24 protein-coding genes are annotated in these 26,777 nt (G+C 53.4%); 16 read left to right on the forward strand and 8 right to left on the reverse strand.

Features of this window, described 5'->3' with window-relative positions; translation table 11 throughout:
* Nucleotides 1-464 precede the first annotated feature (464 nt).
* The gene (gene mdtD / locus QMZ30_RS19745; RefSeq protein WP_283228673.1) at nt 465-1,868 is read left to right on the forward strand and encodes a multidrug transporter subunit MdtD; all 1,404 of its coding nucleotides are present in this window, start codon (nt 465-467) and stop codon (nt 1,866-1,868) included.
* Here the strand turns inward: mdtD and rbsR are convergent.
* The 7 genes from rbsR to QMZ30_RS19780 all read right to left on the reverse strand — a co-directional run bounded on the left by rbsR (nt 1,865) and on the right by QMZ30_RS19780 (nt 8,229).
* Nucleotides 1,865-2,848, reverse strand: a complete 984-nt coding sequence (gene rbsR / locus QMZ30_RS19750; protein WP_283228753.1) for a ribose operon transcriptional repressor RbsR — start codon at nt 2,846-2,848, stop codon at nt 1,865-1,867. The two genes, mdtD and rbsR, sit on opposite strands and share 4 nt — an antisense overlap.
* Nucleotides 2,849-2,861: 13 nt before the next feature.
* On the reverse strand, nt 2,862-3,791 hold the full coding sequence (gene rbsK, locus QMZ30_RS19755) for a ribokinase (protein ID WP_283228674.1): 930 nt from the start codon (nt 3,789-3,791) through the stop codon (nt 2,862-2,864).
* A gap of 65 nt (nt 3,792-3,856) precedes the next feature.
* Entirely contained in the window at nt 3,857-4,732 is an 876-nt protein-coding gene (rbsB, locus tag QMZ30_RS19760) for a ribose ABC transporter substrate-binding protein RbsB (RefSeq protein WP_039332952.1), read from the reverse strand.
* 27 nt (nt 4,733-4,759) lie between these two features.
* Nucleotides 4,760-5,731 (reverse strand): ribose ABC transporter permease, encoded by a 972-nt coding sequence (rbsC, locus tag QMZ30_RS19765; RefSeq protein WP_283228675.1) that lies wholly within the window; start codon nt 5,729-5,731, stop codon nt 4,760-4,762.
* On the reverse strand, nt 5,728-7,236 hold the full coding sequence (gene rbsA, locus QMZ30_RS19770) for a ribose ABC transporter ATP-binding protein RbsA (RefSeq protein ID WP_283228676.1): 1,509 nt from the start codon (nt 7,234-7,236) through the stop codon (nt 5,728-5,730). The genes rbsC and rbsA overlap by 4 nt, the downstream gene beginning before the upstream one ends.
* A 7-nt stretch (nt 7,237-7,243) precedes the next feature.
* Nucleotides 7,244-7,663, reverse strand: a complete 420-nt coding sequence (gene rbsD, locus QMZ30_RS19775) for a D-ribose pyranase (protein ID WP_039332955.1) — start codon at nt 7,661-7,663, stop codon at nt 7,244-7,246.
* 170 nt (nt 7,664-7,833) lie between these two features.
* A complete protein-coding gene (locus tag QMZ30_RS19780) occupies nt 7,834-8,229 on the reverse strand; it encodes a YgiW/YdeI family stress tolerance OB fold protein (protein ID WP_283228677.1) in 396 nt (131 codons plus the stop codon).
* Nucleotides 8,230-8,389: 160 nt separating this feature from the next.
* On the opposite strand from QMZ30_RS19780, the gene qseB reads away from it, so the two are divergent.
* Both qseB and qseC read left to right on the forward strand, forming a co-directional pair.
* Nucleotides 8,390-9,052: a quorum sensing response regulator transcription factor QseB gene (gene qseB, locus QMZ30_RS19785; RefSeq protein ID WP_283228678.1), complete on the forward strand. Its 663-nt coding sequence runs from the start codon at nt 8,390-8,392 to the stop codon at nt 9,050-9,052.
* Nucleotides 9,049-10,380 (forward strand): quorum sensing histidine kinase QseC, encoded by a 1,332-nt coding sequence (qseC, locus tag QMZ30_RS19790; RefSeq protein ID WP_283228679.1) that lies wholly within the window; start codon nt 9,049-9,051, stop codon nt 10,378-10,380. Before qseB ends, qseC begins: the two co-directional genes overlap by 4 nt.
* A 12-nt stretch (nt 10,381-10,392) precedes the next feature.
* On the opposite strand, the gene kup is transcribed toward qseC, so the two are convergent.
* Complete coding sequence (kup, locus tag QMZ30_RS19795) at nt 10,393-12,261, reverse strand: low affinity potassium transporter Kup (RefSeq protein ID WP_058973924.1); 1,869 nt, start codon at nt 12,259-12,261, stop codon at nt 10,393-10,395.
* 299 nt (nt 12,262-12,560) lie between these two features.
* Between kup and ravA the strand changes: the two genes are divergently transcribed.
* From ravA to atpA, 13 genes are all read left to right on the forward strand, one after another.
* Complete coding sequence (gene ravA, locus QMZ30_RS19800; RefSeq protein WP_283228680.1) at nt 12,561-14,057, forward strand: ATPase RavA; 1,497 nt, start codon at nt 12,561-12,563, stop codon at nt 14,055-14,057.
* Nucleotides 14,054-15,514 carry an ATPase RavA stimulator ViaA gene (gene viaA, locus QMZ30_RS19805; RefSeq protein WP_283228681.1) on the forward strand — a complete coding sequence of 487 codons (1,461 nt, stop codon included), beginning with the start codon at nt 14,054-14,056 and terminating at the stop codon, nt 15,512-15,514. The genes ravA and viaA overlap by 4 nt, the downstream gene beginning before the upstream one ends.
* A gap of 66 nt (nt 15,515-15,580) precedes the next feature.
* Nucleotides 15,581-17,707 (forward strand): 5-histidylcysteine sulfoxide synthase, encoded by a 2,127-nt coding sequence (gene ovoA / locus QMZ30_RS19810; protein WP_283228682.1) that lies wholly within the window; start codon nt 15,581-15,583, stop codon nt 17,705-17,707.
* A 108-nt stretch (nt 17,708-17,815) separates the two neighbouring features.
* Complete coding sequence (gene asnC, locus QMZ30_RS19815) at nt 17,816-18,277, forward strand: transcriptional regulator AsnC (RefSeq protein ID WP_034830053.1); 462 nt, start codon at nt 17,816-17,818, stop codon at nt 18,275-18,277.
* Nucleotides 18,278-18,431: 154 nt separating this feature from the next.
* Nucleotides 18,432-18,872 carry an FMN-binding protein MioC gene (gene mioC / locus QMZ30_RS19820; RefSeq protein WP_039332970.1) on the forward strand — a complete coding sequence of 147 codons (441 nt, stop codon included), beginning with the start codon at nt 18,432-18,434 and terminating at the stop codon, nt 18,870-18,872.
* Nucleotides 18,873-19,313: 441 nt separating this feature from the next.
* Nucleotides 19,314-21,203 carry a tRNA uridine-5-carboxymethylaminomethyl(34) synthesis enzyme MnmG gene (mnmG, locus tag QMZ30_RS19825; protein WP_058973701.1) on the forward strand — a complete coding sequence of 630 codons (1,890 nt, stop codon included), beginning with the start codon at nt 19,314-19,316 and terminating at the stop codon, nt 21,201-21,203.
* 47 nt (nt 21,204-21,250) lie between these two features.
* On the forward strand, nt 21,251-21,868 hold the full coding sequence (gene rsmG, locus QMZ30_RS19830) for a 16S rRNA (guanine(527)-N(7))-methyltransferase RsmG (protein WP_039332975.1): 618 nt from the start codon (nt 21,251-21,253) through the stop codon (nt 21,866-21,868).
* A gap of 713 nt (nt 21,869-22,581) precedes the next feature.
* Entirely contained in the window at nt 22,582-22,962 is a 381-nt protein-coding gene (atpI, locus tag QMZ30_RS19835; protein ID WP_039332977.1) for a F0F1 ATP synthase subunit I, read from the forward strand.
* 8 nt (nt 22,963-22,970) lie between these two features.
* Complete coding sequence (atpB, locus tag QMZ30_RS19840; RefSeq protein WP_039332979.1) at nt 22,971-23,789, forward strand: F0F1 ATP synthase subunit A; 819 nt, start codon at nt 22,971-22,973, stop codon at nt 23,787-23,789.
* A gap of 48 nt (nt 23,790-23,837) precedes the next feature.
* Complete coding sequence (atpE, locus tag QMZ30_RS19845) at nt 23,838-24,077, forward strand: F0F1 ATP synthase subunit C (protein WP_003849523.1); 240 nt, start codon at nt 23,838-23,840, stop codon at nt 24,075-24,077.
* A 107-nt stretch (nt 24,078-24,184) separates the two neighbouring features.
* Nucleotides 24,185-24,655, forward strand: a complete 471-nt coding sequence (gene atpF / locus QMZ30_RS19850; RefSeq protein ID WP_007893603.1) for a F0F1 ATP synthase subunit B — start codon at nt 24,185-24,187, stop codon at nt 24,653-24,655.
* Between the two features lie 14 nt (nt 24,656-24,669).
* Entirely contained in the window at nt 24,670-25,203 is a 534-nt protein-coding gene (atpH, locus tag QMZ30_RS19855) for a F0F1 ATP synthase subunit delta (RefSeq protein ID WP_039332998.1), read from the forward strand.
* Between the two features lie 14 nt (nt 25,204-25,217).
* Entirely contained in the window at nt 25,218-26,759 is a 1,542-nt protein-coding gene (gene atpA / locus QMZ30_RS19860; RefSeq protein WP_039333000.1) for a F0F1 ATP synthase subunit alpha, read from the forward strand.
* Nucleotides 26,760-26,777 lie beyond the last annotated feature (18 nt).

Below are 26,777 nucleotides of genomic sequence, written 5' to 3' on the forward strand. Positions count from 1 at the left end.
TTTTACGTCCGGAGACGTTGATATCAATCCTGCGAGTGCCCACACAGATTGTCTGATAAATTGTTAAAGAGCGGTGCAATCAGCGCCTTAAGCTGCTGTTGCGAGGTGGCGTATATTACGCTTTCCTCCTTCAGAGTCAAACACTTTTTTCAGCGTTTTTTCTCCGGCGGGGTGAATCACTTCACTCCCTGCTGAGCCGTCTGCGTTGCCGCTTTGCCGTCTCAGTGGTGGCGCATTATAGGGAGTTAATTCTGGCTGACAAGGGTTTATTGCAAAAAATTGACTGAGCGCTACTTTTTTATACGAACAGGCTAAAAACAGACATTTCTCGATCAATAATCAGTCAAAAGCGCCGCTTTGGCGGCACAAATCAGCGCCACCGGCTCAAACAGCAATGCTATTCTGTTGGCTAAACGCCGCTCTCTTTGTTGCAGACTGAACAAATTATTAAAGAAGGACTTTCAATGATTCGCTCCGCGCGCAGTATGGCCGGCTTGCCCTGGATCGCCGCCATGGCGTTTTTCATGCAAGCCCTCGACGCTACCATCCTGAATACTGCGCTCCCTGCTATCGCCACCAGCCTTGAACGTTCCCCCCTTGCTATGCAGTCTGCCGTTATCAGCTATACGCTGACCGTGGCGATGCTGATCCCCGTCAGCGGCTGGCTGGCCGATCGCTTTGGCACGCGTAAAGTGTTCATTGTGGCGGTTTCCCTGTTTACCTTAGGCTCGCTGGCTTGCGCCCTGTCCGGCTCATTGAGCATGTTGGTTGTCTCACGCGTGATACAAGGTGTGGGTGGCGCGATGATGATGCCAGTGGCACGTCTGGCACTGTTGCGCGCTTATCCGCGCAGCGAGTTACTGCCCGTACTCAATTTTGTCACTATGCCGGGATTGGTGGGACCGATTCTTGGACCGATGCTGGGCGGCCTGCTGGTGACCTACGCCAGCTGGCACTGGATATTCCTCATCAACATTCCCATTGGTATCGCGGGTATCTTCTATGCACGTAAGTTCATGCCGGATTTCACCACCCCCAAGCGTCGCTTTGATTTTGCCGGCTTCATTCTGTTCGGATTGGGCCTGGTACTGATATCTATCGGCATTGAGCTTTTCGGCGAACGCATTGTGTCGCCGTGGCAGGCTGTGCTGGTGCTGATGACCGGTGTCGCGTTACTGCTTCTTTATATAGTGCATGCGCGCCGTCACCCTGCACCACTCATTAACTTGCCGATGTTTAAAACCCGCACCTTCTCGGTAGGCATCATCGGGAATATCGCGGCTCGTCTCGGCACAGGCTGTATTCCGTTCCTGATGCCGTTGATGCTGCAGGTCGGTTTTGGTTACCCCGCGCTGATCGCCGGTTGCATGATGGGGCCAACAGCAATTGGCTCGCTGCTGGCCAAATCCACCGTGACGCAAGTCCTGCGTCGTTTCGGCTATCGCAAAACGTTGGTCGGCATCACCATCATCATTGGGATTTTGGTGGCCAGCTTCTCGCTGCAAACACCAGGTGAAAGTGTATTAATGCTGCTGGCAGCGCTGTTTGTACTAGGAATGGCGATGTCGACGCAATTCACCGCGATGAATACCATCACGTTGGCCGACTTGAATGATGAGAATGCCAGCGGCGGAAACAGCGTGCTGGCGGTGACCCAACAGGTGTCGATCAGTTTTGGGGTGGCCGTGAGCGCCGCCGTGCTGCGCTTCTGGCAGGATATTGAGAGCACCACCGTACAACAATTTCACGCCACCTTCCTGACGATGGGGATAATCACGGTGCTATCTGCGTTTGCCTTCTTAATGTTGCGTCCTGGCGATGGCCGCAATCTGATTGCCAATCGCGAGAAAAAGAAGAAAACCGCTTAAACCGAGCCGCGATCCACCAGCTCCGGCGTCAATACCAGCGTTTGCTGGCTGGCGTCGGGGTCACGCATGCGATGAATCAGCGTATCAATCGCCAGTTCGCCCAGTTCATCTTTCGGTTGATGAATGGTGCTGAGCGGTGGCGTGAGATAACGAGCCAGTTCGATATTGTCATAACCCATCACGGCAATATCTTGCGGCACACGCAATCCCGCCTGAAATAGCGCATGGTAAACCCCCACCGCCATGGCATCGTTGCTGGTGAATACTGCATCTGGCAGCGAATCTAATGTCAGTAACTGATTCATCGCGTTGAAACCGCCCTGAAACTCGAAATCACCGTCAACCACATAACCCGGCAATACCGGCAATCCACTGCTGGCCATCGCTTTGTGGAAACCCTCCAGACGCAAACGCGCCGGGGTTTTATCTTGTGGCCCAGCAATACAGGCAATCCGCGTGTAGCCACGATCGATAAGATGCTGTGTCGCCAGTTCCCCCCCCAGCAGCGCATTGTCCTGAATAATGTCGCCACGCCCTTCAAACGGAGCCCAGTCCATCATCACCATCGGTACCGAGGGATAACGATTGAGGATCTCGGCAGAGGGAAGATGCGTTTCAGTGCACATCATCAGCAAGCCATCGACGCGCTTTTGCATCAGCGTTTCGAGGCTGCGATTCATACGCTCCTCGTCACCTTCGGTATTGCACAGAATCAGGCTATAACCGCGTTCGTAGCAGCTATTCTCCACGCCGCGTACCACTTCGGAGTAGAACGGGTTACTGCTGGCTGTCAGAAGCATGCCAATGGTGCGGGTTTGATTGATCTTCAGGCTACGTGCCAGCGCCGACGGCGCGTAGTTCAGTTCACGAATCGCCTGATCGACCTTTTCCCGCACCTGTTCGCTGACAAAGCGATTGTTATTAATGACGTGGGATACGGTCGAGGTAGAGACGCCCGCCAGGCGGGCGACATCTTTCATGGTCGCCAAAGGCTTAACCCTGTTGTTGCAGGAAGGTATCGATCTCAGTGCGCCACGGCACTGAGGGCTGCGCACCCGGACGCGTTACCGCAATGGCGGCAGCGGCATGGGCAAAACGCACTGCATCATGCATCGCAACCCCTTCCAGACGCGCGGTAATAAAGGCACCGTTGAAGGTATCGCCAGCGGCAATGGTATCAATCGCCTGCACGCTAAAGCCCGGAATGCGTACACCCTTGCCTTGCTCACTCAGCCACACACCACGGCGACCCAAGGTGATCAGTACCGTGTGAATCCCTTTGTCATGCAACGCCTGCGCGGCACGCGCCGCGTCTTCATCACTCTTCACCGCGATACCGGTCAAAATTTCGGCCTCGGTTTCATTCGGTGTAATGATGTCAATCAACGCCAGCAACTCATCAGACAAATGCGTTGCCGGTGCGGGATTCAAAATGACCTGCGTGGCGTTGGCACGCGCAATTTTTGCCGCTGCGAATACGCTTTCCAGCGGAGACTCCAGCTGCATCAACAGCGCTTCTGCCTGGGCAATCACCTGCTGATGACGATCCACACACTCCGGAGTGAGTGCTGCGTTGGCACCAGAATAGATGCCGATATTATTTTCACCTTCGCCATTCACGAAGATCATCGCCACACCGGTGGCTTCATCGGCAACGGTTTCAACCGGTGCCGTATCAATGCGGTCCTGCTGCAACTGCTGACGGATACGTTCGCCGATATCATCAGCGCCAACACAGGCAATAAAAGCAATGTCAGCACCGGCACGACCGGCTGCCACGGCCTGGTTCGCCCCTTTCCCCCCAAAAGCAATCTGATACTGTTTTCCGATCACCGTTTCACCGGGACGAGGAAAATGGGTGAGGTTTAGGATGTGGTCAGCATTAATGCTGCCAAGTACCGCCAGTTTTGCGTTTGTGTTCATCGGGTTTGATCCAGAAAATTGCGCCACCGGGAAGGTGGCGCGTTGCCATGCTTTTCTTTGCTTTTTTATTTGGTAACCAGCTTCAGGTCTACTGGGTTAACCGCCTGCACTTTCTCGCCTTTCAGCACTTTATCTGCAGTATCAACGCCAATCACGCCAATTTTATCAGGCATCTGCGCGACAGTAGCGGTCAGTTTACCGGATTCTACTGCTTTCACACCGTCAGCGGTGCCGTCGAAGCCGACCACCAGCACATCGGTTTTACCTGCAGTCTGCAGTGCACGCAGTGCGCCCAGCGCCATCTCATCGTTCTGTGCAAATACCGCCTGCACGTCTGGATGCGCTTGCAGCAGGTTCTGCATCACGTTCAGACCTTTAGTACGGTCGAAGTCTGCAGGCTGGCTCGCCAGGATGTTAAATTTGTGTGCATCAGCGGCCTGTTTGAAACCTTCACCACGCTCACGCGCCGCGGAAGTACCGGCAATGCCCTGCAGTTCAATGATTTTAGCGCCATCGCCCAGTTTCTTCGCGATGAAGTCACCGGCCATTTTGCCGCCGAAGCGGTTGTCAGACGCCACGTGGCTCACCACGGTACCTTGAGCAGCCACACGGTCCAGGGTGATCACCGGAATGTTCGCCTGGTTTGCCATTTTCACGGCGTTACCCACGGCATCAGAGTCCGTTGGGTTGATCAGCATCAGCTTGGTGCCGCGCACAGTCAGATCCTGCACGTTCGCCAGCTCTTTTGCCGGGTTGTTCTGTGAATCCAACACCACCAGGTTATAACCCAGTTTGTCGGCTTCTTTCTGTGCGCCATCTTTCAGTGACACAAAGAACGGATTATTCAGAGTCGATACCACCAACGCAATGGTGTCCTTTGCCATCGCGCCAGCACTGAGGGTGGCGCCAAGGATGACGGCCAATGCAGTTAACTTTTTCATTTATATAATCCTGTGTGAAGGTCAGAGTTACTTACTGCTTTTGTTATCCACCAGCACCGCCAGCAGAATGACTACGGCTTTAACAATCATTTGGTAGTAAGAAGACACACCCATCAGATTCAGGCCGTTGTTCAGGAAGCCAAGGATCAGCGCACCAATCAACGTGCCCATAATGCGACCCTTACCGCCTGCCAGACTGGTTCCGCCCAATACAACGGCAGCAATCGCATCCAGTTCATAGCCAGTGCCCGCCGTCGGTTGGGCAGACGAGAGGCGCGCCACTTCAATGGTGCCGGCCAACGCTGCCAGCAAACCACATAATGAATAAACGATGATTTTTACGCGGTTAACGTTGATGCCTGACAGGCGCGTTGCCGCTTCGTTACCACCCAACGCATAGATGTAGCGACCCAGACGTGTGTGATGCAGCATGTACCACGCCAGCGCGAACACCACCGCCATCAGCCATACCGGTGTTGGGATCCCCAGCGGACGCCCAATCCCGAACCAGCCAAAGACATCAGCGTTATCACTGAAGCCGGTGTTAATCGGGCTGCCGTTGGTGTACACCATGGTGACACCGCGCAGCAGCAGCATCATGACTAAGGTGGCGATAAAAGCCTGCACCTTGCCACGCGCGACAATCACGCCGGTAATACCGCCAATCGCCGCACCCAATGCCAGTGAAGCGGCGACCGCCACCAGCGCATTCACTTCCAGACCCACAATCGAGGCTGCGACCGCTCCGGTCAGCGCCAGCAGCGACCCCACGGACAGATCGATACCCGAGGTCAAAATCACCAGCGTCATGCCAACCGCCATAATGGCGTTGACCGACGTCTGCTGCAGGATGTTGAACATATTGGCGACGGTGAAGAAGTTTGGACTTTGACTCGCCACCACGGCAATCAGCACGATCAGCGCAATCAGCGATTTCTGCTCCAGCAGCCAGGCTTTGCTGAACCAGCGACGGCTGGCGGGTAAGGTTTGGGTGCTCATACAACTAATTCCTCGCTGTGTTGCTTACCGACTGCCGCCGCCATCAGGGATTCCTGGGTAGCCTGCTCACGGGAAAATTCGCCACTCAGGTGGCCTTCATGCATTACCAGGATGCGATCGCTCATGCCCAACACTTCCGGCATTTCCGACGACACCAAAATGATGCTTAGCCCTTCGGCTTTGAACTGGTTAATTAACTGATAAATCTCTTTTTTTGCGCCTACGTCTACCCCACGCGTTGGTTCATCAAGAATCAACACGTCTGGACGCGTCATCAATCCGCGCGCAATCGCCACTTTCTGTTGGTTTCCGCCAGACAGCAGGCCAATCGGCTGCTCCATCGAAGGGGTTTTGACGTTGAACAGGCGGATAAAATCACCCACCGCTAACTGTTCTTCGCTGTGTTTGAGGTTGCCCGCAGCCCGGCTGAAATAGCGCAGTGCCGTCAGCGACATGTTCTCTTTCACCGACATGCCGAGTACCAGGCCATCACGCTTGCGGTCTTCTGAGATATAAACGATGCCGTTGGCCAAACCGTCCTGCGGGGAGCGGGTGATAATTTCGCGCCCGTTCAGCGTGACCTTACCGTGCGTGCGCGGCAGCGCGCCGTAGAGCACTTTCATCAGTTCAGTACGTCCCGCGCCCATCAGGCCGGAAATACCCAGAATTTCGCCTTTACGTAAAGTGAAGCTGACGTCATCCACACCCGGACCGCTGAGGTGCTCCACCTTCAGGCGAACCTCCCCCGGGGCTTGATCGATATGCGGATATTGATCTTCCAGCTTACGGCCAACCATCATCTCGATCAGACTCTCTTCACTGAGATCGTTGACCGCGCGCTCGGCAATAAACTGGCCGTCACGGAAGACGGTCACGTCATCGCAAATTTCGAAGATCTCTTTCATGCGGTGCGAGATGTACACGATGCCGCAGCCTTGCGCTTTCAGCTCGTTGATCACGCGGAACAGCGACAAGGTCTCGGTATCGGTCAGGGCATCGGTGGGTTCATCCATAATGATGACCTGTGACTCGAAGCTCAGCACTTTGGCAATCTCAACCATTTGCTGATCGCCAATCGATAAATCGCCCACCAGCTTATGGCTGTTGAAGCGTAAGTTGAGGCGATGTAATAAAGCATCCGCCTCGGCATACATCCGTTGCCACTGGATACGGCCAAAGCGGTTAACAAATTCGCGACCGAGGAAAATATTCTCCGCCACGGTCAATTGCGGAATCAGGTTCAGTTCCTGATGGATGATACCAATGCCCGCTTCCTGCGACGCTTTCGGTCCAGAAAAAGCCACATCCTTACCCAGCCACTGCAGCGAACCGGCATCCATGCTGTAAATGCCAGTCAGCACTTTCATCATGGTGGATTTACCCGCACCGTTTTCCCCGACCAGTGCCATCACGCGGCCCGGATAAACGGCCAGCGAGGCACCATTCAGCGCTTTTACACCAGGAAACGACTTTTCAATCCCTTTGAGTTGCAATAACGGTTGCATAACGGCCTCAGAAGGTCACGCCAGCGCTCAGGATGACATTCGCATACGGAGAGCACTCTCCGCTGCGAATGACCGCCTGACTACGCTGAGTCTGTTGTTTGAACTGTTCATGGCTGGTGTAACGAATGGTGATGATATTCCCCTGGTGCTGTTGCAAGGCATCGAGCACGGCGAGCAGTGCGCTGTGAAGCTGCGGATTGTGCTGCTTGATCTCCTCCGCCATCAGGGCGCTTTCGACTTGCATCTCCTGCGTGACAACATCAACCACCTGCAAAAATTCGGGGGTTCCCGGCGTCAACGCCAGATCGATACGCTGCGGACCGGCCGGGATCGGCAAGCCTGCATCAGCAATCGTCAGCGTGTCGGTGTGCCCCAGGCGGGCAATCACATGAGAGACTTCAGCGTTTAACAAGCGACCTTTTTTCATTTCTTCCACTCCACAGCGAAACGTTTCGCTGATCGGGAGTGTATTAAATGCGCAGGGCAACTCAATGGAGATATCACGGAAATGTGATCGCCATCGAAACGTTTCGCTTGTACCGGATAAAATTTGAGTTTGGAAATAGAAAAGAGCCGCTGAAGCGGCTCTGGAGGGTGTTATGGCAGTTTGCGAACCTGTTTAACGTCCAACTCAATGGAGTTGAAGTCTTTATCCAGTTCACCCGTCAGTTCGACCTGATCTTTCGGCGTGATGGTCTGACCATGCCAGCGCTTGTGGTCGATCTCCACCTTCATCGTGCCGCTGCTGTCACGGAACAAATAGTCCTCATCACCAATTTGCTTATCAAGATTACCGCGCACGGTGATCCAGCTATCGTCTTTCATCTCTTCGGCTTGTTTCACCGTCACTACGCTGGTGTTGTCAGCCTGGAATCCACCGGCGTGAACCTGGGTTTTCGGCGCATTGGGGTCCACAAACCCACCTTGTTGCGCGGCCAGAACGGGCGTGGCGGCCAACATCACAATGGCTAAGATCGCTGCACTCTTTTTCATTTTTCACCTCTTTTCCATGAATGTGCGGAAGTCAGGGGCCATTTCACCATAAGGTTCTTAACAGGATCTTAAAGAGAAAAAATAGGTAATTTGCAGCGATTTGCGCTGTACAAGCGGGGTTCTGCTTCGTATAACCACCCAAGCAGAAGAGGAGAAGGGCATGCGCATTTTATTGATAGAGGATGACACGCTGATCGGTGATGGCCTGAAAGTGGGCTTAACTAAACTCGGTTTCAGCGTGGACTGGTTCGTGTCCGGCGAAGCAGGTTATCAGGCGCTGGCGGCCGCGCCGTGGGATGCGGTGGTGTTGGATCTTTCGCTGCCGGAACGTGATGGGCTGGAGATCCTGCGTCAGTGGCGTGAGCAAGGTGCAGATGTGCCGGTACTGATCCTCACCGCTCGTGACGCCCTCGATCAACGTGTTCAGGGGTTACAGCTTGGCGCAGACGACTATCTCTGCAAACCCTTTGCCCTCAGCGAAGTCGCCGCACGTTTGCAGGCGCTGATTCGCCGCCGCCATGGGCAGCTGCAGCCTGAATTGAAACACGGCAAAGTGGTGCTGGCGCCTGCCAGCCACAGTGTCTGGCTTGAGGGTGAAGCCATCAGTTTGAAAAGTCGCGAACTGGCGTTGCTTGAGCTGTTTATGCGTAACCCTGGCCGGGTGTTAACGCGCAGTCAGCTGGAGGAAAAACTCTACAATTGGGATGACGATGTCTCCAGCAATGCGGTGGAAGTGCATATTCATCATCTACGTAAAAAGCTGGGCAGTGCATTTATCCGCACCGTACATGGCGTGGGTTATATGCTTGGTACGGCAGAATGAGCCTGTTTATTCGGCTGGCGATCGGCTTTGTGCTGCTGATCGTGCTGTGTGGTGGTGTCGCTAGCTACAGCGCCTGGTATCAGACCCGCGACACCGTGAATGAGTTATTCGATACCCAGCAAATGCTGTTTGCTAAACGCCTGCTGGCACTGGATCCCACCAGCTTGCACGCCGCTTCACTACCCAAAACGAAATCCATTCTGCGACATCATCGTGGCGATCAAGATGATGACGCGCTGGCTTTCGCCATCTTCCGTGCAGACGGTCAGCCACTGTTGAATGACGGTGAAAACGGGCGCGATTTGCAGTTTGATGATAAGCGCGACGGCTTCCGCGATGGCCGCTTACGTGGCGATAAGGACAGTTGGCGGCTGTTGTGGCTAACTTCTGAAGATAAAAGCTATCGCGTTGTCGTCGGCCAGGAGTGGGAATACCGTGACGACATGACGCGCGATCTGGCTCTGGCGAGTTTAATGCCATGGTTATACGCCATGCCTTTCATGCTTCTGATGCTGCTGGTGCTGGTTTGGTTTGAACTACGTCCGCTCAAGCGCCTCACCGCATCACTCAAGCAGCGAGCCCCCGATGACGCAACACCACTCGCCGATACGCGTTTACCCAAAGAGGTAAAGCCGCTGGTCATTGCATTGAATGGACTGTTTCGGCGCATGGCAGAGCTGGTGCAACGCGAGCGCCGTTTTACCTCTGATGCCGCACACGAGTTGCGCAGCCCGCTGGCCGCCTTGCGTGTGCAGAGCGAAGTGATTCAACTCGCTGATGATGACGAAGTGATGCGCCAACACGCTTTACAGCAACTCGACAGCGGCATCCTGCGCGCCACGCGGCTGGTGGATCAGCTGTTAACGCTATCCCGCGTGGAAGCTGACGATCTGCGCAGCGAATTTCAGCCGGTTGCACTGGCACCTTTGCTACAAAATTTACTCGCCGAACATTTCCCTCAGGCTGAGGCGCAGCAGATGGATGTGCAACTGCATACCGAGGCTGAACCGGTGATGAACGGTCATCCGCTGCTGTTGAGTTTGTTGGTGCGCAATCTACTGGATAACGCGCTGCGCTATGCACCGCCGGGGAGTCGGATTCAGTTCACCCTCCAGCCGCGCGCCATCATCATTGAAGATAATGGTCCAGGCGTTAGCGATGAACAGCTAGCCCGTCTCGGGGAACGCTTCTGGCGACCACCGGGGCAAGCGCAAACGGGGAGCGGGTTGGGCTTGTCGATAGTGAAGAATATTGCGCAGTTACATGGCATCCGCATTGCGTTTAGCCATGCCACGCCACAAGGCTTGCGCGTCACCCTGAGCTGGTGACGCGCGGTATCCTTAAATCTCGACCTGGGTGCCCAGCTCAATAACGCGGTTAGGTGGGATCTCAAACTGATCCGGCGCACGCAGCGCATTGCGTTGCAGTGCGAGGAACAGCTTGCCGCGCAAGCGCAGATACCAAGGGCGATCGCCGATTATCAGCGACTCATGCGACATGAAGAACGAGGTTTCCATCATGCGGCAATTCAGGCCTTCCAGACCGCAGCGGTGGAAGATCTCCTCCACGTTAGGGGTTTCGCGCCAGCCATAACTGGCCACCACACGCCAGAACGTTGGCGAGAGCTGCTCAATGGTCACACGTCGCACATTGTGCACGTACGGCGCATCTTCAGTACGCAACGTCAGCAGCACCACGCGTTCATGCAACACTTTGTTGTGCTTCAGGTTATGCAGCATAGCGAACGGGATCACGTTCAACGCTCGTGACATATACACCGCCGTACCCGGCACGCGCACTGGCGGAGATTTCTCCAGTGAGGCGATCATCGCTTCCAGCGAATTACCGTGCTCATGCATGCGACGCAGCAGACGGAAGCGCTCGCTTTTCCACGTGGTCATCACAATAAACATCATCAGCGCCAACGTCAGCGGCAACCAGCCACCGGAGAACACTTTTACCAGGTTGGCAGAGAACAGCGAGACGTCGATGCACAGCATGCCGATCAGGATCAGCACCACCAGATAGCGGTTCCAGTGCCAGTTCTGAATTGCCACTGTCGAGCAGAGGATGGCGGTCAACACCATGGTGCCGGTTACCGCAATGCCGTAGGCCGCCGCCAGGTTGCTGGAATGCTCGAAACCTACAATCACGATCACCACGGAGAAGTAGAGCAGCCAGTTAATCACCGGAATGTAGATCTGGCCCGACTCCTCTTCTGAGGTATGCACAATGCGCATTGGCGGCAGATAGCCTAAACGCACCGCCTGGCGCGTTAACGAGAACACGCCGGAAATCACCGCTTGTGAAGCGATTACCGTCGCCAGCGTCGCCAGAATCAGCATCGGAATAAGCATCCAGTCCGGCGCCAGCAGGAAGAAGGGGTTTTTGATCGCCTCAGGATTTTTCAGCAACAACGCACCCTGACCAAAGTAGTTGAGCACCAGTGAAGGCAGCACAACAATAAACCATGCCAGACGGATGGGGAATTTGCCGAAGTGACCCATATCGGCATACAGCGCTTCAACACCAGTGATGGCCAGCACTACCGCGCCCAGCGCGAAGAATGACACTGTTTTGTACTGGATAAAGAAGTGCATCGCCCAATACGGGTTCATGGCGTGAAGCACGTCAGGATTATTGATAATACTGCGCGCGCCCAGCACGGCCAGGATGATAAACCACAGCAGCATCACCGGCGCAAACAGCTTACCGACAATACCGGTACCGTGTTTTTGAATCACAAACAGCAGCGTCAGCACTGCAATCGCCAGGGGGACGATGTAGGTATCCAGACTCGGTGCGGCAATTTCCAGACCTTCAATCGCCGATAACACCGAAACCGCAGGCGTGATCACCACTTCACCGTAGAAGAAGCTGCCGCCAATCAGGCCCATAATGACGAGAATCGCCGTGGCGCGTGCGCCAGTATTGCGTCCGGCCAGAGACATTAATGTCAGGATACCGCCTTCACCGGCGTTATCGGCCCGCATCACGTAACTGATGTATTTCAGTGACACCACTAAAATCAGCAGCCAGAAGATCAGCGACAAAAAGCCAAATACCGCTTCACGTTCCACGCCAAAGCCGAACTGGCCAGAGAGACATTCACGCAAAGTATAGAGCGGGCTGGTACCGATATCGCCATACACCACGCCAATCGCGGCGAGTGTGACTGCGCCAAGGGACTGCTTCTTATCCGAGCTCATAAGTTGTCTTTTGTTGGAGCTGATAAGGCATCTGCCTACCGCTCAGGCCATCAAAAAGCGCACAGTATGCACATATTCCCAAAAAAAACTAATCTTACAAAGTGTCACCATCACGTCAGCGACACGGTTTTTCGCCGAAATTTGGCCAAAAAAACCGCCTGAAGCAGCGAGTTGCCTCGCTTCAACCTTCTGAAACAAAAAAGCTGACGGCTATCAACGCAATCCAGCATGATAATCAGTAGAGTATTGCGCTCGCCAAAATATGTCGGCACCAGGATCAAAAGGATAATGATGTGATTATGGCTCAACCCCATCTTTTGGCAGAAAGAATTTCTCGCCTGAGTAACGCCCTGGAAAAAGGGCTGTACGAGCGACACCACGCGATTCGTCTCTGCCTGCTGGCCGCGTTAAGTGGCGAAAGTGTGTTTTTGCTCGGTCCGCCAGGCATTGCCAAGAGCCTGATTGCCCGCCGCCTAAAATATGCCTTCCAGCACGCCCGCGCCTTTGAATACCTGATGACCCGCTTTTCGACGCCTGAAGAGGTGTTTGGCCCCTTATCGATTCAGGCGCTGAAAGATGAAGGGCGCTATCAGCGATTGACCAAAGGCTACCTGCCAGATGCTGAGATTGTTTTCCTCGATGAGATCTGGAAAGCCGGCCCGGCTATTTTGAACACGCTGCTGACCGCCATCAACGAGCGCCGCTTCCGCAACGGTGACAGCGAAGAAAAAATTCCGATGCGCTTGTTGGTCACCGCCTCTAACGAACTGCCCGAAACCGATAGCGGACTGGAAGCGTTGTATGACCGTATGCTGATCCGTCTGTGGCTGGATAACGTGCATGAGAAGCAAAACTTCCGCAGCATGCTGACCCACCAGCAGGATGAAAACGATAATCCCGTGACGGAAGCGCTGCGTATCAGCGATGAAGAGTATCATCAGTGGCAGAAAGGCATCAGTCAGGTCAGCTTGCCCGACCACGTTTTTGAACTGATTTATCAGCTGCGTCAGCAGCTGGAGAATTTACCCAGCGCGCCTTACATCTCTGACCGTCGCTGGAAAAAAGCCATTCATCTGCTGCAGGCCAGTGCGTTTTACAGCGGCCGCGTGAGCATCGCCCCGATCGATCTCATCCTGTTGAAGGATTGCCTGTGGCATGACGTAGCGTCGATGCAACTGCTGGATCGCGAAATTGACGCGCTGATGACCCAACACGCGTGGCAGCAGCAACCGATGTTGCATAAGCTCCAGCAAATCAAAGCTCGCCGCCTGGCGTTGCAACAGCAGCAGAGCGTGGCACAGGCACTGACGCTGGAAAAACACAGCGGCATGTTCAGCCGTAAACCGCATTACGAATTGCCCGCTTCGATTGGCGATGAACAACTCACCTTAATGCTGCAACAACCGCTGACGCTGCACGATATGCAGGTGACGCACGTCCTGATTGCGCGTGAAGCGCTGAATCAATGGTTGATGAAAGGTGGCGAAATTCGCGGCAAGTTGAATGGCATTGGCTTTGGGCAAACGCTTGATTTGCTGGTGGATGCGCATTATTGCCTGACACTGCGTGATGTCAGCCTGCAATCAACACGCCTGACGCTGCCCGGCGCCAGCAGCAGCAGTGAAATACCGCAGGAAATCGTCGAAGAGTATGACGCGCTGGATGCGCAATTACGTGCACAGCGTACGCTGTTTAGCCAACATCAACGTTGCTTGTTTATTAGTGATGACTGGCTGGCACGCATCGAGACCAGCTTGCAGGATGTGGCGGAACAGCTGAAACAGGCGAAAAAATGATTTCACTGGAGACGCTGAGCGCGCTGCTGTCGATTGGCGAAACAGAGTTAATCGAAGAATTGATTATCGCGCTGCTCGCGTCACCCCAACTGGCCCTGTTTTTTGAGAAATTCCCGCGCCTGAAGCAGGCAATGATGCGCGACTTGCCGCGCTGGCGCAGCGAAATCGCCGAACAGATGAAAACCACGCCGGTGCCCGAAGCGCTGGCGCAGGAGTTCCAGCTCTTCCAGCAAATGCAGTTACTCAGTACGCGGGATTTCACCCAACAGCTTCCCCATATCATCACGCAGCTTAAAAGCCTGCCATCGCCGTTTATCGAAGAAGCCAGCAAACTGCTGCTGCACAATGAAAATGAGCAGCTGAGCAATGCGCAACATACGTTGTTTTTACAACGCTGGCGTCTGAGTCTGACGCTGCAAACCCTGACGCTCAACGAAACCATCCTGGAAGAGCAGCGCGAACGCCTGATGGCCGAACTGCAACAGCGAATGGCGATCAGCGGCCAACTGGCACCGATTCTGACAGATGATGACGAAGCCGCCGCCGGACGTTTATGGGACATGAGCAAAGCGCCGCTGCAGCACGGTGATTACGAGCTGATCGTGCAATATGGCGATTTTCTCGCCCAGCAGCCGGAGTTAATGAAACTGGCGCAGCAGTTGGGGCGCAGCCGTGAGGCGAAATCGGTACCTTCTCAGGATGCCCCGCTGGAAGAATTTCACCAGTGGGTACGTGAGCCAGACAACGTACCGGAAGAAGTGAGCGGCATTCATCAAAGCGATGATGTGCTGCGCCTGCTGCCGCCCGAACTGGCGGCACTGAGCATCAGTGAACTGGAGCTGGAGTTCTATCGCCGCCTGGTTGAGAAACGTCTGCTGACTTACCAGTTGCAAGGCGATGCCTGGCACGAAAAAGTCACGCTGCGTCCCGTCAGCCACCAGCAGCATGAAGAACAACCGCGTGGGCCTTTTATCGTCTGCGTCGATACCTCCGGTTCCATGGGCGGATTCAATGAACGCTGTGCGAAAGCCTTCTGCCTGGCGCTGCTGAAAGTGGCATTAGCCGATAAACGCCGCTGCTATATCATGCTGTTCGCCCATGAGGTGATCGGCTACGAACTGACGGCCGATAGCGGTATTGAGCAGGCTATCCGTTTTCTCAGCCAACGTTTTCGTGGCGGTACCGATCTCGCCGCCTGCCTCGCCGCAGTGGTGAAACGTATGGAAGGCCCCATATGGGACGAAGCCGATGCGGTGATCGTGTCAGACTTTATCGCCCAACGTTTGCCCGATGAGACAATTAACGCCATCAAGCAACGTCAGCGCCAGCATCAACAACGTTTTCATGCGGTGGCGATGTCGCTCCATGGTAAGCCGGGTATTCTGCGCATCTTCGATCATATCTGGCGCTTTGATACCGGCCTGAAAAGCCGCCTGCTGCGCCGCTGGAAACGCTAATTCATCTGGCAGAAATGCTTATTTGCTATAGTGATTAATTCGCACACTGAGCATCTGGAGCATTTTGTGACTACCGCCCAACTTCCTGCACCCACCCGCACGTTGCAGCTCTCCGGTCAAAACACCGAACAAAAACGGAGCGAGTTGCTGACGTATTTCACCCAAACCTGGGATCTCTACGAAAGCCTGTTTGATTGCCTTGCTGACGATCGCGCCTTCTTCAATAAAGCCATCTCCTTGCGCCATCCACTGATCTTCTACTTTGGCCACACCGCCACTTTCTATATGAATAAGCTCATGGCGGGGCGCTATCTGGAGGATCGCGTAGACGATCGCATCGAATCGATGATGGCGATTGGCGTGGATGAGATGAGCTGGGATGACCTCAACGACAGCCATTATGCGTGGCCAACCATTGAAGAAGTCCGCGATTATCGTGGCAAAGTGAAAAGCCTGGTGAGTGAGTTTATTCGCACGATGCCGCTGGAACTGCCTATAACCTGGGATAGCCCAGCATGGGTGATTTTGATGGGCATCGAACACGAGCGTATTCACCTGGAAACCTCCAGCGTGCTAATCCGTCAGTTGCCGATTGACTGGGTAAAACCGCAGCCGCACTGGCCCGTTTGCCCGCAGGCACGGCACGATCGCAGCTCGGTTCCGGCGAATTCGCTGATCGCAATGCCCGGTGGTCACGTCCAGCAGGGAAAAACGGACGACACCTACGGTTGGGATAATGAATACGGCAACCAGGTGGTCGATCTCAAACCGTTTAAAGCCAGTAAGATGCTGGTCAGTAACGCCGAGTTTTACCGTTTTATCGCGGCGAATGGCTACAACGAGCGCCGCTGGTGGGATGACGAAGGCTGGGGCTGGCGCGAATTTTCTGGCGCACAGATGCCAACCTTTTGGGTTGGTGATATTTCACAACCCGATCAGCTAAAACTGCGTTTGATGACTGAAGAAGTGACCATGCCATGGGATTGGCCCGCTGAAGTTAATCAACTGGAAGCCGCTGCGTTCTGTCGGTGGTTAGCGGAAGAAACCGGCAAATCAATCCAGCTACCTTGCGAAGCTGAATGGGCACAACTGCGTGAACAAGTCAGCGGCGACCAACCTGACTGGCATGAGGCGCCGGGCAATATCAATCTCGCGTACTGGGCCTCCTCCAATCCGGTGGATGGTTTTGCTCAGGGCGAATTTTACGACATCGTCGGCAATGTCTGGCAATGGACCACCACACCCACCAACGGATTTGAAGGCTTTAAGGTTCATCCGCTGTACGATGATTTCTCTACGCCGACCTTTGATGGCAAACATGCACTGATTAAAGGTGGCAGTTGGATCTCCACCGGTAACGAGGCGTTGAAATCTGCGCGCTATGCGTTCCGCCGTCATTTCTTCCAGCATGCAGGTTTCCGCTATGTGGTGTCTTCACACCAGGAAACCATGGCACTCAATCCGTATGAAACTGACAGCATGGTGTCGCAGTACCTCGATTTTCAGTACGGTCCCAGCTATTACAATGTGCCTAATTATGCCACGGCGCTGGTGGAAAAACTGTTACCACACTGCCCGGTACGCGGTCAGGCGTTGGATATCGGCTGCGCCACCGGCCGTGCCAGTTTTGAGCTGGCGCGCCATTTTGATGCCGTAACGGGTATGGATTATTCCGCGCGCTTCATTGATGTGGCGCTGCAGCTAACATCCGGTGAAGATTTCCGCTACGTAGTGCCGGAAGAGGGGGATCTGGTGGAGTATCGTCAGGTGCGCCTGAAAGATTTCAACCTCGATAGCGAGCAGGCACAACGTATTCAGTTTGTGCAGGGTGATGCCTGTAACCTTAAACCTCAGCCGGATCGTTACGATCTGGTATTGGCGTCCAACTTGATTGATCGTCTGCGCCAACCCCAACGTTTCCTGCAAGACATTACCCCGATGATCCGTTCTGGCGGACTGCTGGTGCTCTCTTCGCCCTACACGTGGTTAGAAGAGTTTACGCCAAAAGAAAATTGGCTGGGTGGCGTCCGCGAGAACGGCGAGGCACTGACAACCTACCAGGCTCTACAGCGTTTATTGCGTGATAAGTTCGAAGAAGTGGGCACGCCACAGGATGTGCCTTTCGTTATCCGCGAGACAGCGCGTAAGTTTCAACATACTCAAGCGCAGCTAACAATCTGGCGTAAGCGTTAAAAAAAGCGTGCAGACTGCGTCACGTGCGTGGTCTGCATCTTGCCTGCACTGCTAATTTGCTGCACATTCTCCACTGTTCATAGAAGAAGAACTCAAAGAGGATGGATGATGGCGGAACAACTGCAACTGGATAACCTTGATCGCGGCATTCTCAATGCGCTACTTGAGAACGCGCGTACCGCTTATGCCGAACTCGCCAAGCAGTTCAACGTCAGCCCCGGCACCATTCATGTGCGCGTAGAGAAAATGCGACAAGCGGGAATTATTTTGGGCACGCGCGTGGAAATCGATCCGCGTCAGCTTGGCTTTGATGTGTGCTGCTTTATCGGCATTATTTTGAAGAGTGCGCGTGATTATCCCGCCGCCCTGAGCAAACTGGAAGCGCTGGATGAAGTCGTCGAAGCCTGGTACACCACCGGCCACTACAGCATCTTTATTAAAGTGATGTGTCGATCCATCGATGCCTTACAACAGGTGCTGATCAATAAGATCCAGACCATTGATGAAATCCAGTCCACTGAAACGCTGATCTCGCTGCAAAACCCGATCATGCGCACCATCAAGCCTTAAAATCCCTTTTTATTGTGCACAACCTTATCCCAGGCGGATCGCACGCGTGATGCGCCTTGTCGCCTGATGCTTTCTGGTATTAACCCTGTTTTCCACAGGTGGATCACGGCTTGATCACAGCGTACAATGCTCGCCTTTAGTGCGGGAGATCATCATGGCCGATATTACCTTAATCAGTGGAAGTACCCTTGGCAGCGCCGAATATGTTGCCGAACATCTGGAAGAAAAACTGCAGGAAGCGGGCTTCTCAACCGAGGTGCTGCATGGCCCAGAGCTGGATGAACTGCCGCAGGAAGGGATTTGGCTGATTGTCACCTCGACGCACGGTGCAGGGGAACTGCCTGACAACTTGCTTCCTTTATATGAAGCACTGCAAGAGACACAACCGGATCTGTCTGGCGTCCGATATGGCGCAGTGGGTATCGGTAATCATGAATATGATCTTTTCTGCGGCGCGATCAAGCTACTGGAAGAGCAGTTAAACCAACTCGGTGCCACTCGCATTGGCGATCGCCTGGAGATCGACGTGCTGGAGCATGAGATTCCAGAAGATCCGGCAGAAGTGTGGGTCACCACCTGGAAAACGCAGATTTAAGACAATCTCAGACGGTTGGGGATCGGGAAAAAAGAACGATCCCCAGATTAATGCACTGTTTTATCCTTTTTTTTACGCCACAGACTGTGGATAACATAGCCTTAATCTTGCGTATAACCGGTAGTTATCCCAAGAACAACCGATGATGCTTTTTTAATCTGTGCATAAGTGGCCTATTTGATCCCAGCTTATACGGATCAGGATCACCGATCATTAACAGCAAGTGATCCTCTCTAATTCTCTGTAAAAGATAGGCTTTTCTGTGTTATCAACAGCCAGCCGCGATCCTAATAAGAGATCTAACAGAGAGATCATATAAAAGAATAAAGATCCTTTCTTTTAAACCGCAGGATCCCGCGGCTTTCGCAGCAGACAGAATTTCAGTAGAATCCACCGCCCAGGGCTACGATCCCTGTCCGAACACTAACGAGGACCCACTTCATGTTTTATCCAGAACCCTTTGACGTCATCGTAATCGGTGGTGGTCATGCGGGCACAGAAGCCGCGATGGCCGCTGCCCGAATGGGTCAGCAAACGCTGTTACTCACCCATAACATTGATACGCTTGGACAAATGTCCTGCAACCCAGCGATCGGTGGTATCGGAAAGGGACATCTGGTGAAGGAAGTGGATGCCTTAGGCGGTTTGATGGCCACAGCAATTGACCAGGCCGGCATCCAGTTTAGGATACTAAACGCGAGCAAAGGTCCTGCGGTACGTGCTACACGTGCTCAGGCAGACCGTGTACTGTATCGTCAGGCCGTTCGTACCGCACTGGAAAACCAACCGAACCTGATGATCTTCCAGCAGGCGGTTGATGATCTGATCGTCGAGAACGATCGGGTGGTCGGTGCCGTGACGCAAATGGGATTAAAATTCCGGGCGAAGAGCGTGGTGCTGACTGTCGGAACATTCCTCGACGGCAAAATTCATATTGGTCTGGATAATTACAGCGGTGGCCGTGCAGGCGACCCGCCATCCATCCCATTGGCTAAACGTCTGCGTGCATTACCGCTGCGTGTTAATCGCCTGAAAACCGGTACGCCACCGCGTATTGACGCGCGTACTATCGATTTTTCCGTGCTGACCCCTCAGCATGGTGATACACCGATGCCGGTGTTCTCGTTTATGGGCAACGTTTCTCAGCATCCACAGCAAGTACCGTGCTGGATCACCTACACCAACGAACAGACCCATGATGTGATCCGTAACAACCTCGATCGTAGCCCGATGTATGCAGGGATCATCGAAGGGATCGGCCCACGTTACTGCCCATCGATCGAAGACAAAGTGATGCGCTTTGCCGATCGTAACGCCCATCAGATCTTCCTTGAGCCGGAAGGCCTGACCAGCAACGAAATCTATCCGAACGGTATCTCGACCAGCCTGCCATTTGATGTGCAGATGCAGATCGTCCGCTCGATGAAAGGATTGGAGAATGCGAAGATCGTACGTCCTGGCTATGCCATTGAGTACGATTTCTTCGATCCGCGTGATTTGAAGCCGACGCTGGAAAGCAAATTTATTCACGGCTTGTTCTTTGCCGGCCAAATCAACGGCACGACCGGTTATGAAGAGGCCGCAGCGCAAGGTCTGCTGGCGGGCTTGAACGCCGCACGTGCATCAGCAGACAAAGAGGGCTGGGCGCCACGCCGCGATCAGGCTTACCTTGGCGTGTTGGTCGACGATCTTTGCACTTTGGGTACCAAAGAGCCGTACCGCATGTTCACCTCGCGCGCGGAATACCGCTTGATGCTGCGCGAAGATAACGCCGACCTGCGCCTGACCGAGGCGGGCCGTGAACTGGGCTTAGTTGATGACGCGCGTTGGGCACGCTTCAACCAGAAGCTGGAGACGATTGAACAAGAACGTCAGCGTCTGCGCGATCTGTGGGTACACCCAAAATCTGACAACGTGGCTGAAGTAAATACGGTGATCAGCGCGCCACTGACCAAAGAGGCCAGCGGTGAAGACCTGCTTCGTCGTCCGGAAATGACCTACGATGTGCTGATGACGTTACCGAGCTATGGCCCGGCGCTGACCGACGTTCAGGCGGCAGAGCAGGTTGAGATTCAGGTGAAGTACGAAGGCTATATTGCGCGCCAGCAGGAAGAGATTGATCGCCAGCAGCGCAATGAAAACACTTTGCTGCCAGTCGATCTCGATTATCGTCAGGTCAATGGCCTGTCAAATGAAGTGATCGCGAAACTGAACGATCATAAGCCAACCTCAATTGGCCAGGCTTCGCGCATTTCAGGTATTACACCAGCGGCCATCTCCATTCTGCTGATCTACCTGAAAAAACAAGGCCTGCTGCGTAAAAGCGCCTGACAGACTTCGGGGCGAGATGACTCGCCCCCGTTAATGGAATTATCCTTGTGATTAACAAACTCTCCCAGCTGCTTGCTGCAGCAAACATTTCCCTTACCGATCAACAAAAACAGCAACTGGTTGGCTACGTTGAGTTGCTGCATAAGTGGAACAAAGCCTACAACCTGACATCGGTACGCGACCCGCAGCAGATGCTGGTGCGCCATATTCTCGACAGCGTGGTGGTCGAACCGCATTTACAGGGTGAGCGCTTTATTGATGTGGGAACCGGTCCTGGGCTACCGGGCATTCCTTTGGCCATTGTGCGCCCGCAAGCGCATTTCACCTTACTGGATAGCTTAGGTAAGCGAATCCGTTTCCTGCGTCAGGTGCAGCATGAGTTAGGGCTTACTAACATCACCCCTGTACAGAGCCGTGTGGAGGAGTTCCCCGCTGAGCCACCGTTTGATGGCGTGATCAGCCGGGCGTTTGCTTCGCTGGAAGATATGTTGACCTGGTGTCACCATCTGCCAGGCCCTTCAGGTTGTTTCTACGCGCTGAAGGGTGTGCGTCCTGATGATGAAATAGCGGCCTTACCTGCGGGCTTTACGGTCGAGAAAATCGAGTCGCTGCGCGTACCTGAACTGGATGGTGAACGCCATCTGGTGGTGATTAAACGCCAATAGCCTTAAAAAGGGTACGGATTTAAGACAATCAGTACCCTTTGTCTTCGAAAACCGGCTGAATAAAAAAACAGCATTTAAACACTTTCAGTCAAAAGCTTTTATTCGGTAGGGCAGGGGATAGCCGTTAACATCCGCCACGGAAATTATCTGAAAAAACTTGTTACATTTAACGAATAATTCACATTTCATTATCAGATAGATCACTTTATTGCCTGTATTTACCTGGCCAAATAGTCACGCTTGAAAATATAACTCTGCAATAAATCGGCGTGCGTAATATCAGTTTTACGTTTTTATTGCGGCCTATGATGTCAATAGAGTGTTTTTATCGTAAATCATAGCGTGATGTTGGATGAATTATTCTATGTTTATGAATTATAAAAATATTTAGTGTCTTTGAAATCTTGGAATTCACGTTTAATACAAATTAAATCGCTGGTGTTTTGCTTATAATGTGATCTAAAGCACGCTTTAAAAGCAAGCAATCACGGCAATTTCAGACTTTTGGCCGAGTCATCGCGGAAGGTGATGTTTTGAAAAATAGCCCTCCAGAAAGAAATTTAAATAATTGTTCACCTTTTCGCTACTTACCGATTGAAATCGCAGGTGGCGCCCGTATAATTTGCACGGCTTTTGCTGCTTGACTCAAATGAGTAAAGGCAGTCTTATACGACACGCGACATACCCCGTTCGGGGCAGGAGAGTTCAACGCCATGTCAGTGTCACTTTACAGTGTGAAATTAGCCCGGACCGTGCTGGTCATCCAGCTGGTGACTTTTGTCATTATCGGCGCACTCTTTACTCTGAAAGATGTCACCTGGGGCGCCTCCGCCATCGCGGGTGGAGCGGCAGCCTGGCTGCCGAATGTGTTGTTTATGTTTTTAGCCTGGCGCCTGCAGGATCAAACGCCTGCCAAAGGTCGTGTGGCCTGGAGCTTCGCCCTTGGTGAAGTGTTGAAGGTGTTCACGACGGTCATTCTTCTCATGGTGGCGTTAGGTGTGTTTGGAGCGGTCTTCTGGCCACTCGCAATCACTTGGTTATCGGTGCTGGTGGTGCAGATCGTCGCGCCGGCTGTAATTAACAACAAAGGGTAAGAGGCATCATGGCTGCTGGAGAAATCTCTACTCCGCAAGAATACATAGGTCACCACCTGAATAACCTTCAGTTGGACCTGCGTACTTTCGAGTTGGTGAATCCGCACGACGCTCCTGCGACGTTCTGGGTATTAAATATCGATTCCATGTTTTTCTCTGTGGTACTGGGACTGATTTTCCTGGTGTTGTTCCGTAAAGTGGCAAAAAGCGCCACCAGCGGTGTTCCAGGGAAATTACAAGCGGCTATCGAGCTGGTTGTCGGTTTCGTTGATAACAACGTGCGCGACATGTACCACGGCAAAAGCAAACTTATCGCCCCGCTGGCTCTGACGATTTTTGTCTGGGTCTTCCTGATGAACTTCATGGATCTGCTGCCTATCGACCTGCTGCCGTTTATCGGTGAGCACTATTTAGGCCTGCCAGCGCTGCGCGTTGTGCCGTCTGCAGATGTGAACATCACGCTGTCTATGGCGTTGGGCGTCTTTATTTTGATTCTGTTCTACAGCATCAAAATGAAAGGCATTGGCGGCTTCACCAAAGAACTGACGCTGCAGCCTTTTAATCACCCGATCTTCATCCCAATCAACCTGATTCTCGAAGGTGTTAGCCTGCTGTCTAAACCGGTTTCACTCGGTCTGCGACTGTTCGGCAACATGTATGCGGGTGAGCTGATCTTTATCCTGATTGCCGGCTTGCTGCCGTGGTGGTCGCAGTGGGTGTTGAATGTGCCATGGGCCATTTTCCACATCCTGATCATTTCGCTGCAGGCTTTCATTTTCATGGTCCTCACGATTGTCTATCTGTCGATGGCATCTGAAGAACATTGATTTTTATCTCAACACTAAGCTTTTAACTGAAACAAACTGGAGACTGTCATGGAAAACCTGAATATGGATCTGCTGTACATGGCTGCCGCTGTGATGATGGGCCTGGCGGCAATCGGTGCTGCGATCGGTATCGGCATCCTCGGGGGCAAATTCCTGGAAGGCGCAGCGCGTCAGCCGGATCTGATTCCTCTGCTGCGTACGCAGTTCTTTGTTGTAATGGGTCTGGTGGATGCAATCCCAATGATCGCTGTAGGTCTGGGTCTCTACGTGATGTTTGCTGTCGCCTAAACCTGGTAGCCTTGTTCACTCATGGCACCCGGTGTGATGAGGAACGGATTCTGCCGTCTATCGCCGATAGCGGCAGAGCAAGTTAACTTAATAAGAGGCATTGTGCTGTGAACATTAATGCAACAATCCTCGGCCAGGCCATCGCGTTCATTCTGTTTGTCGCGTTCTGCATGAAGTACGTATGGCCGCCGATTATGGCTGCCATCGAAAAGCGCCAGAAAGAAATTGCTGAAGGCCTTGCTTCTGCTGAGCGCGCGAAGAAAGATTTAGATCTCGCGCAGGCCAATGCGACCGACCAGCTGAAGAAAGCGAAAGAAGACGCTCAAGTCATTATCGAGCAGGCGAACAAACGCCGTGCCCAGATTCTGGATGAAGCGAAAACCGAAGCTGAGACTGAACGTAACCGCATCGTGGCACAAGCGCAGGCAGAAATTGATGCCGAGCGTTCACGTGCCCGTGAAGAGCTGCGTAAGCAAGTCGCGTTGCTGGCATTAGCTGGCGCCGAGAAAATCATCGAACGTTCCGTGGATGAAGCTGCTAACAGCGACATCGTTGATAAACTGGTCGCTGAACTGTAAGGAGGGAGGGGCTGATGTCTGATCTGATTACTGTAGCTCGCCCCTACGCCAAAGCAGCTTTTGACTTTGCTGTTGAGCATCAAAGCATCGATCGCTGGCAGACTATGCTGGCGTTTGCCGCAGAAGTGGCTCGCAACGAACAGATGGCAGATCTTCTTTCCGGTGCAATCGCGCCGGAAGCTTTGTCTGCATCTTTCAATGCAGTGTGTGGCGATCAACTTGATGAACCCGCTCAGAACCTGATTAAGGTGATGGCGGAAAACGGACGTTTGACAGCACTTCCAGCGGTACTGGAACAGTACATTCAACTGCGCGACGCTTATGAAGCGACCGCCGAAGTTGATGTGATTTCTGCCAGTACCCTGAGTGACAGCCAGCTGACGAAAATCAGCGCCGCGATGGAAAAACGTCTGTCACGCAAAGTTAAGCTGAATTGCAAAATTGACAAGTCTGTAATGGCAGGTGTGGTTATCCGTGCGGGTGACCTGGTCATTGATGGTAGCGTACGCGGCCGTCTTGATCGTCTGGCAGACGTCTTGCAGTCTTAAGGGGACTGGAGCATATGCAACTGAATTCCACCGAAATCAGCGAACTGATCAAGCAGCGCATTGCTCAGTTCAATGTAGTGAGCGAAGCTCACAACGAAGGTACTATTGTTTCTGTAAGTGACGGTATCATCCGCGTACACGGCTTGGCCGATGTGATGCAGGGTGAGATGATTGCCCTGCCGGGTAACCGTTACGCTATCGCACTGAACCTCGAGCGTGACTCGGTTGGTGCAGTAGTGATGGGCCCGTACGCTGACCTCGCCGAAGGCATGAAGGTTAAATGTACTGGCCGTATTCTTGAAGTTCCAGTTGGCCGTGGCCTGCTGGGCCGTGTGGTGAACACCCTGGGTGCACCGATCGACGGTAAAGGCGCAATCGACAACGACGGCTTCTCGCCTGTTGAAGTGATTGCACCGGGCGTTATCGACCGTCAATCAGTAGATCAGCCTGTTCAGACCGGTTACAAATCTGTCGATGCGATGATTCCAATCGGCCGTGGCCAGCGTGAGCTGATCATCGGTGACCGTCAGACCGGTAAAACCGCAATGGCAATCGACGCCATCATCAACCAGCGCGATTCAGGCATCAAGTGTGTCTACGTTGCGATTGGTCAGAAAGCGTCAACCATTTCTAACGTGGTACGTAAGCTGGAAGAGCACGGTGCGCTGTCTAACACCATCGTGGTTGTCGCTTCTGCTTCTGAATCCGCTGCACTGCAATACCTGGCGCCATACGCCGGTTGCGCAATGGGTGAATACTTCCGTGACCGCGGTGAAGATGCACTGATCGTGTACGATGACCTGTCTAAGCAGGCTGTTGCTTACCGTCAGATTTCTCTGCTGCTGCGCCGTCCACCAGGCCGTGAAGCATTCCCAGGCGACGTGTTCTATCTCCACTCACGTCTGCTGGAGCGTGCATCACGCGTGAGCGCTGACTACGTTGAGCGTTTCACTAACGGTGCGGTGAAAGGCCAGACCGGTTCTCTGACCGCATTGCCGATCATTGAAACCCAGGCGGGTGATGTTTCTGCGTTCGTTCCGACTAACGTAATCTCGATTACCGATGGTCAGATCTTCCTGGAATCAAACCTGTTCAACTCCGGTATTCGTCCGGCCGTTAACCCGGGTATCTCTGTATCCCGTGTTGGTGGTGCTGCACAGACCAAGATCATCAAGAAACTGTCCGGTGGTATCCGTACCGCTCTGGCACAGTATCGTGAACTGGCTGCGTTCTCTCAGTTCGCATCTGATCTGGATGATGCAACGCGTAAACAGCTGAGCCACGGTCAGAAAGTGACCGAGCTGCTGAAACAGAAACAGTATGCGCCGATGTCTGTCGCGCAACAGGGTCTGGTGCTGTTTGCTGCTGAGCGCGGCTTCCTGAACGACGTTGAACTGGCGAAAATCGGTAGCTTCGAAGCCGCTCTGCTGGCGTTCGCGGATCGCGATCACGCTGAGCTGATGGCTGAAATCAACCAAGCGGGCAACTTTAATAACGAAATCGAAGAGAAGCTGAAAGGCCTCCTCGAAACGTTTAAAGCAACCCAGTCCTGGTAATGTCTGGCGGCTTGTCTG

Source organism: Pantoea sp. EA-12 (assembly GCF_030053355.1).
GTDB classification, from domain to species: Bacteria; Pseudomonadota; Gammaproteobacteria; order Enterobacterales; family Enterobacteriaceae; genus Pantoea; species Pantoea vagans_C.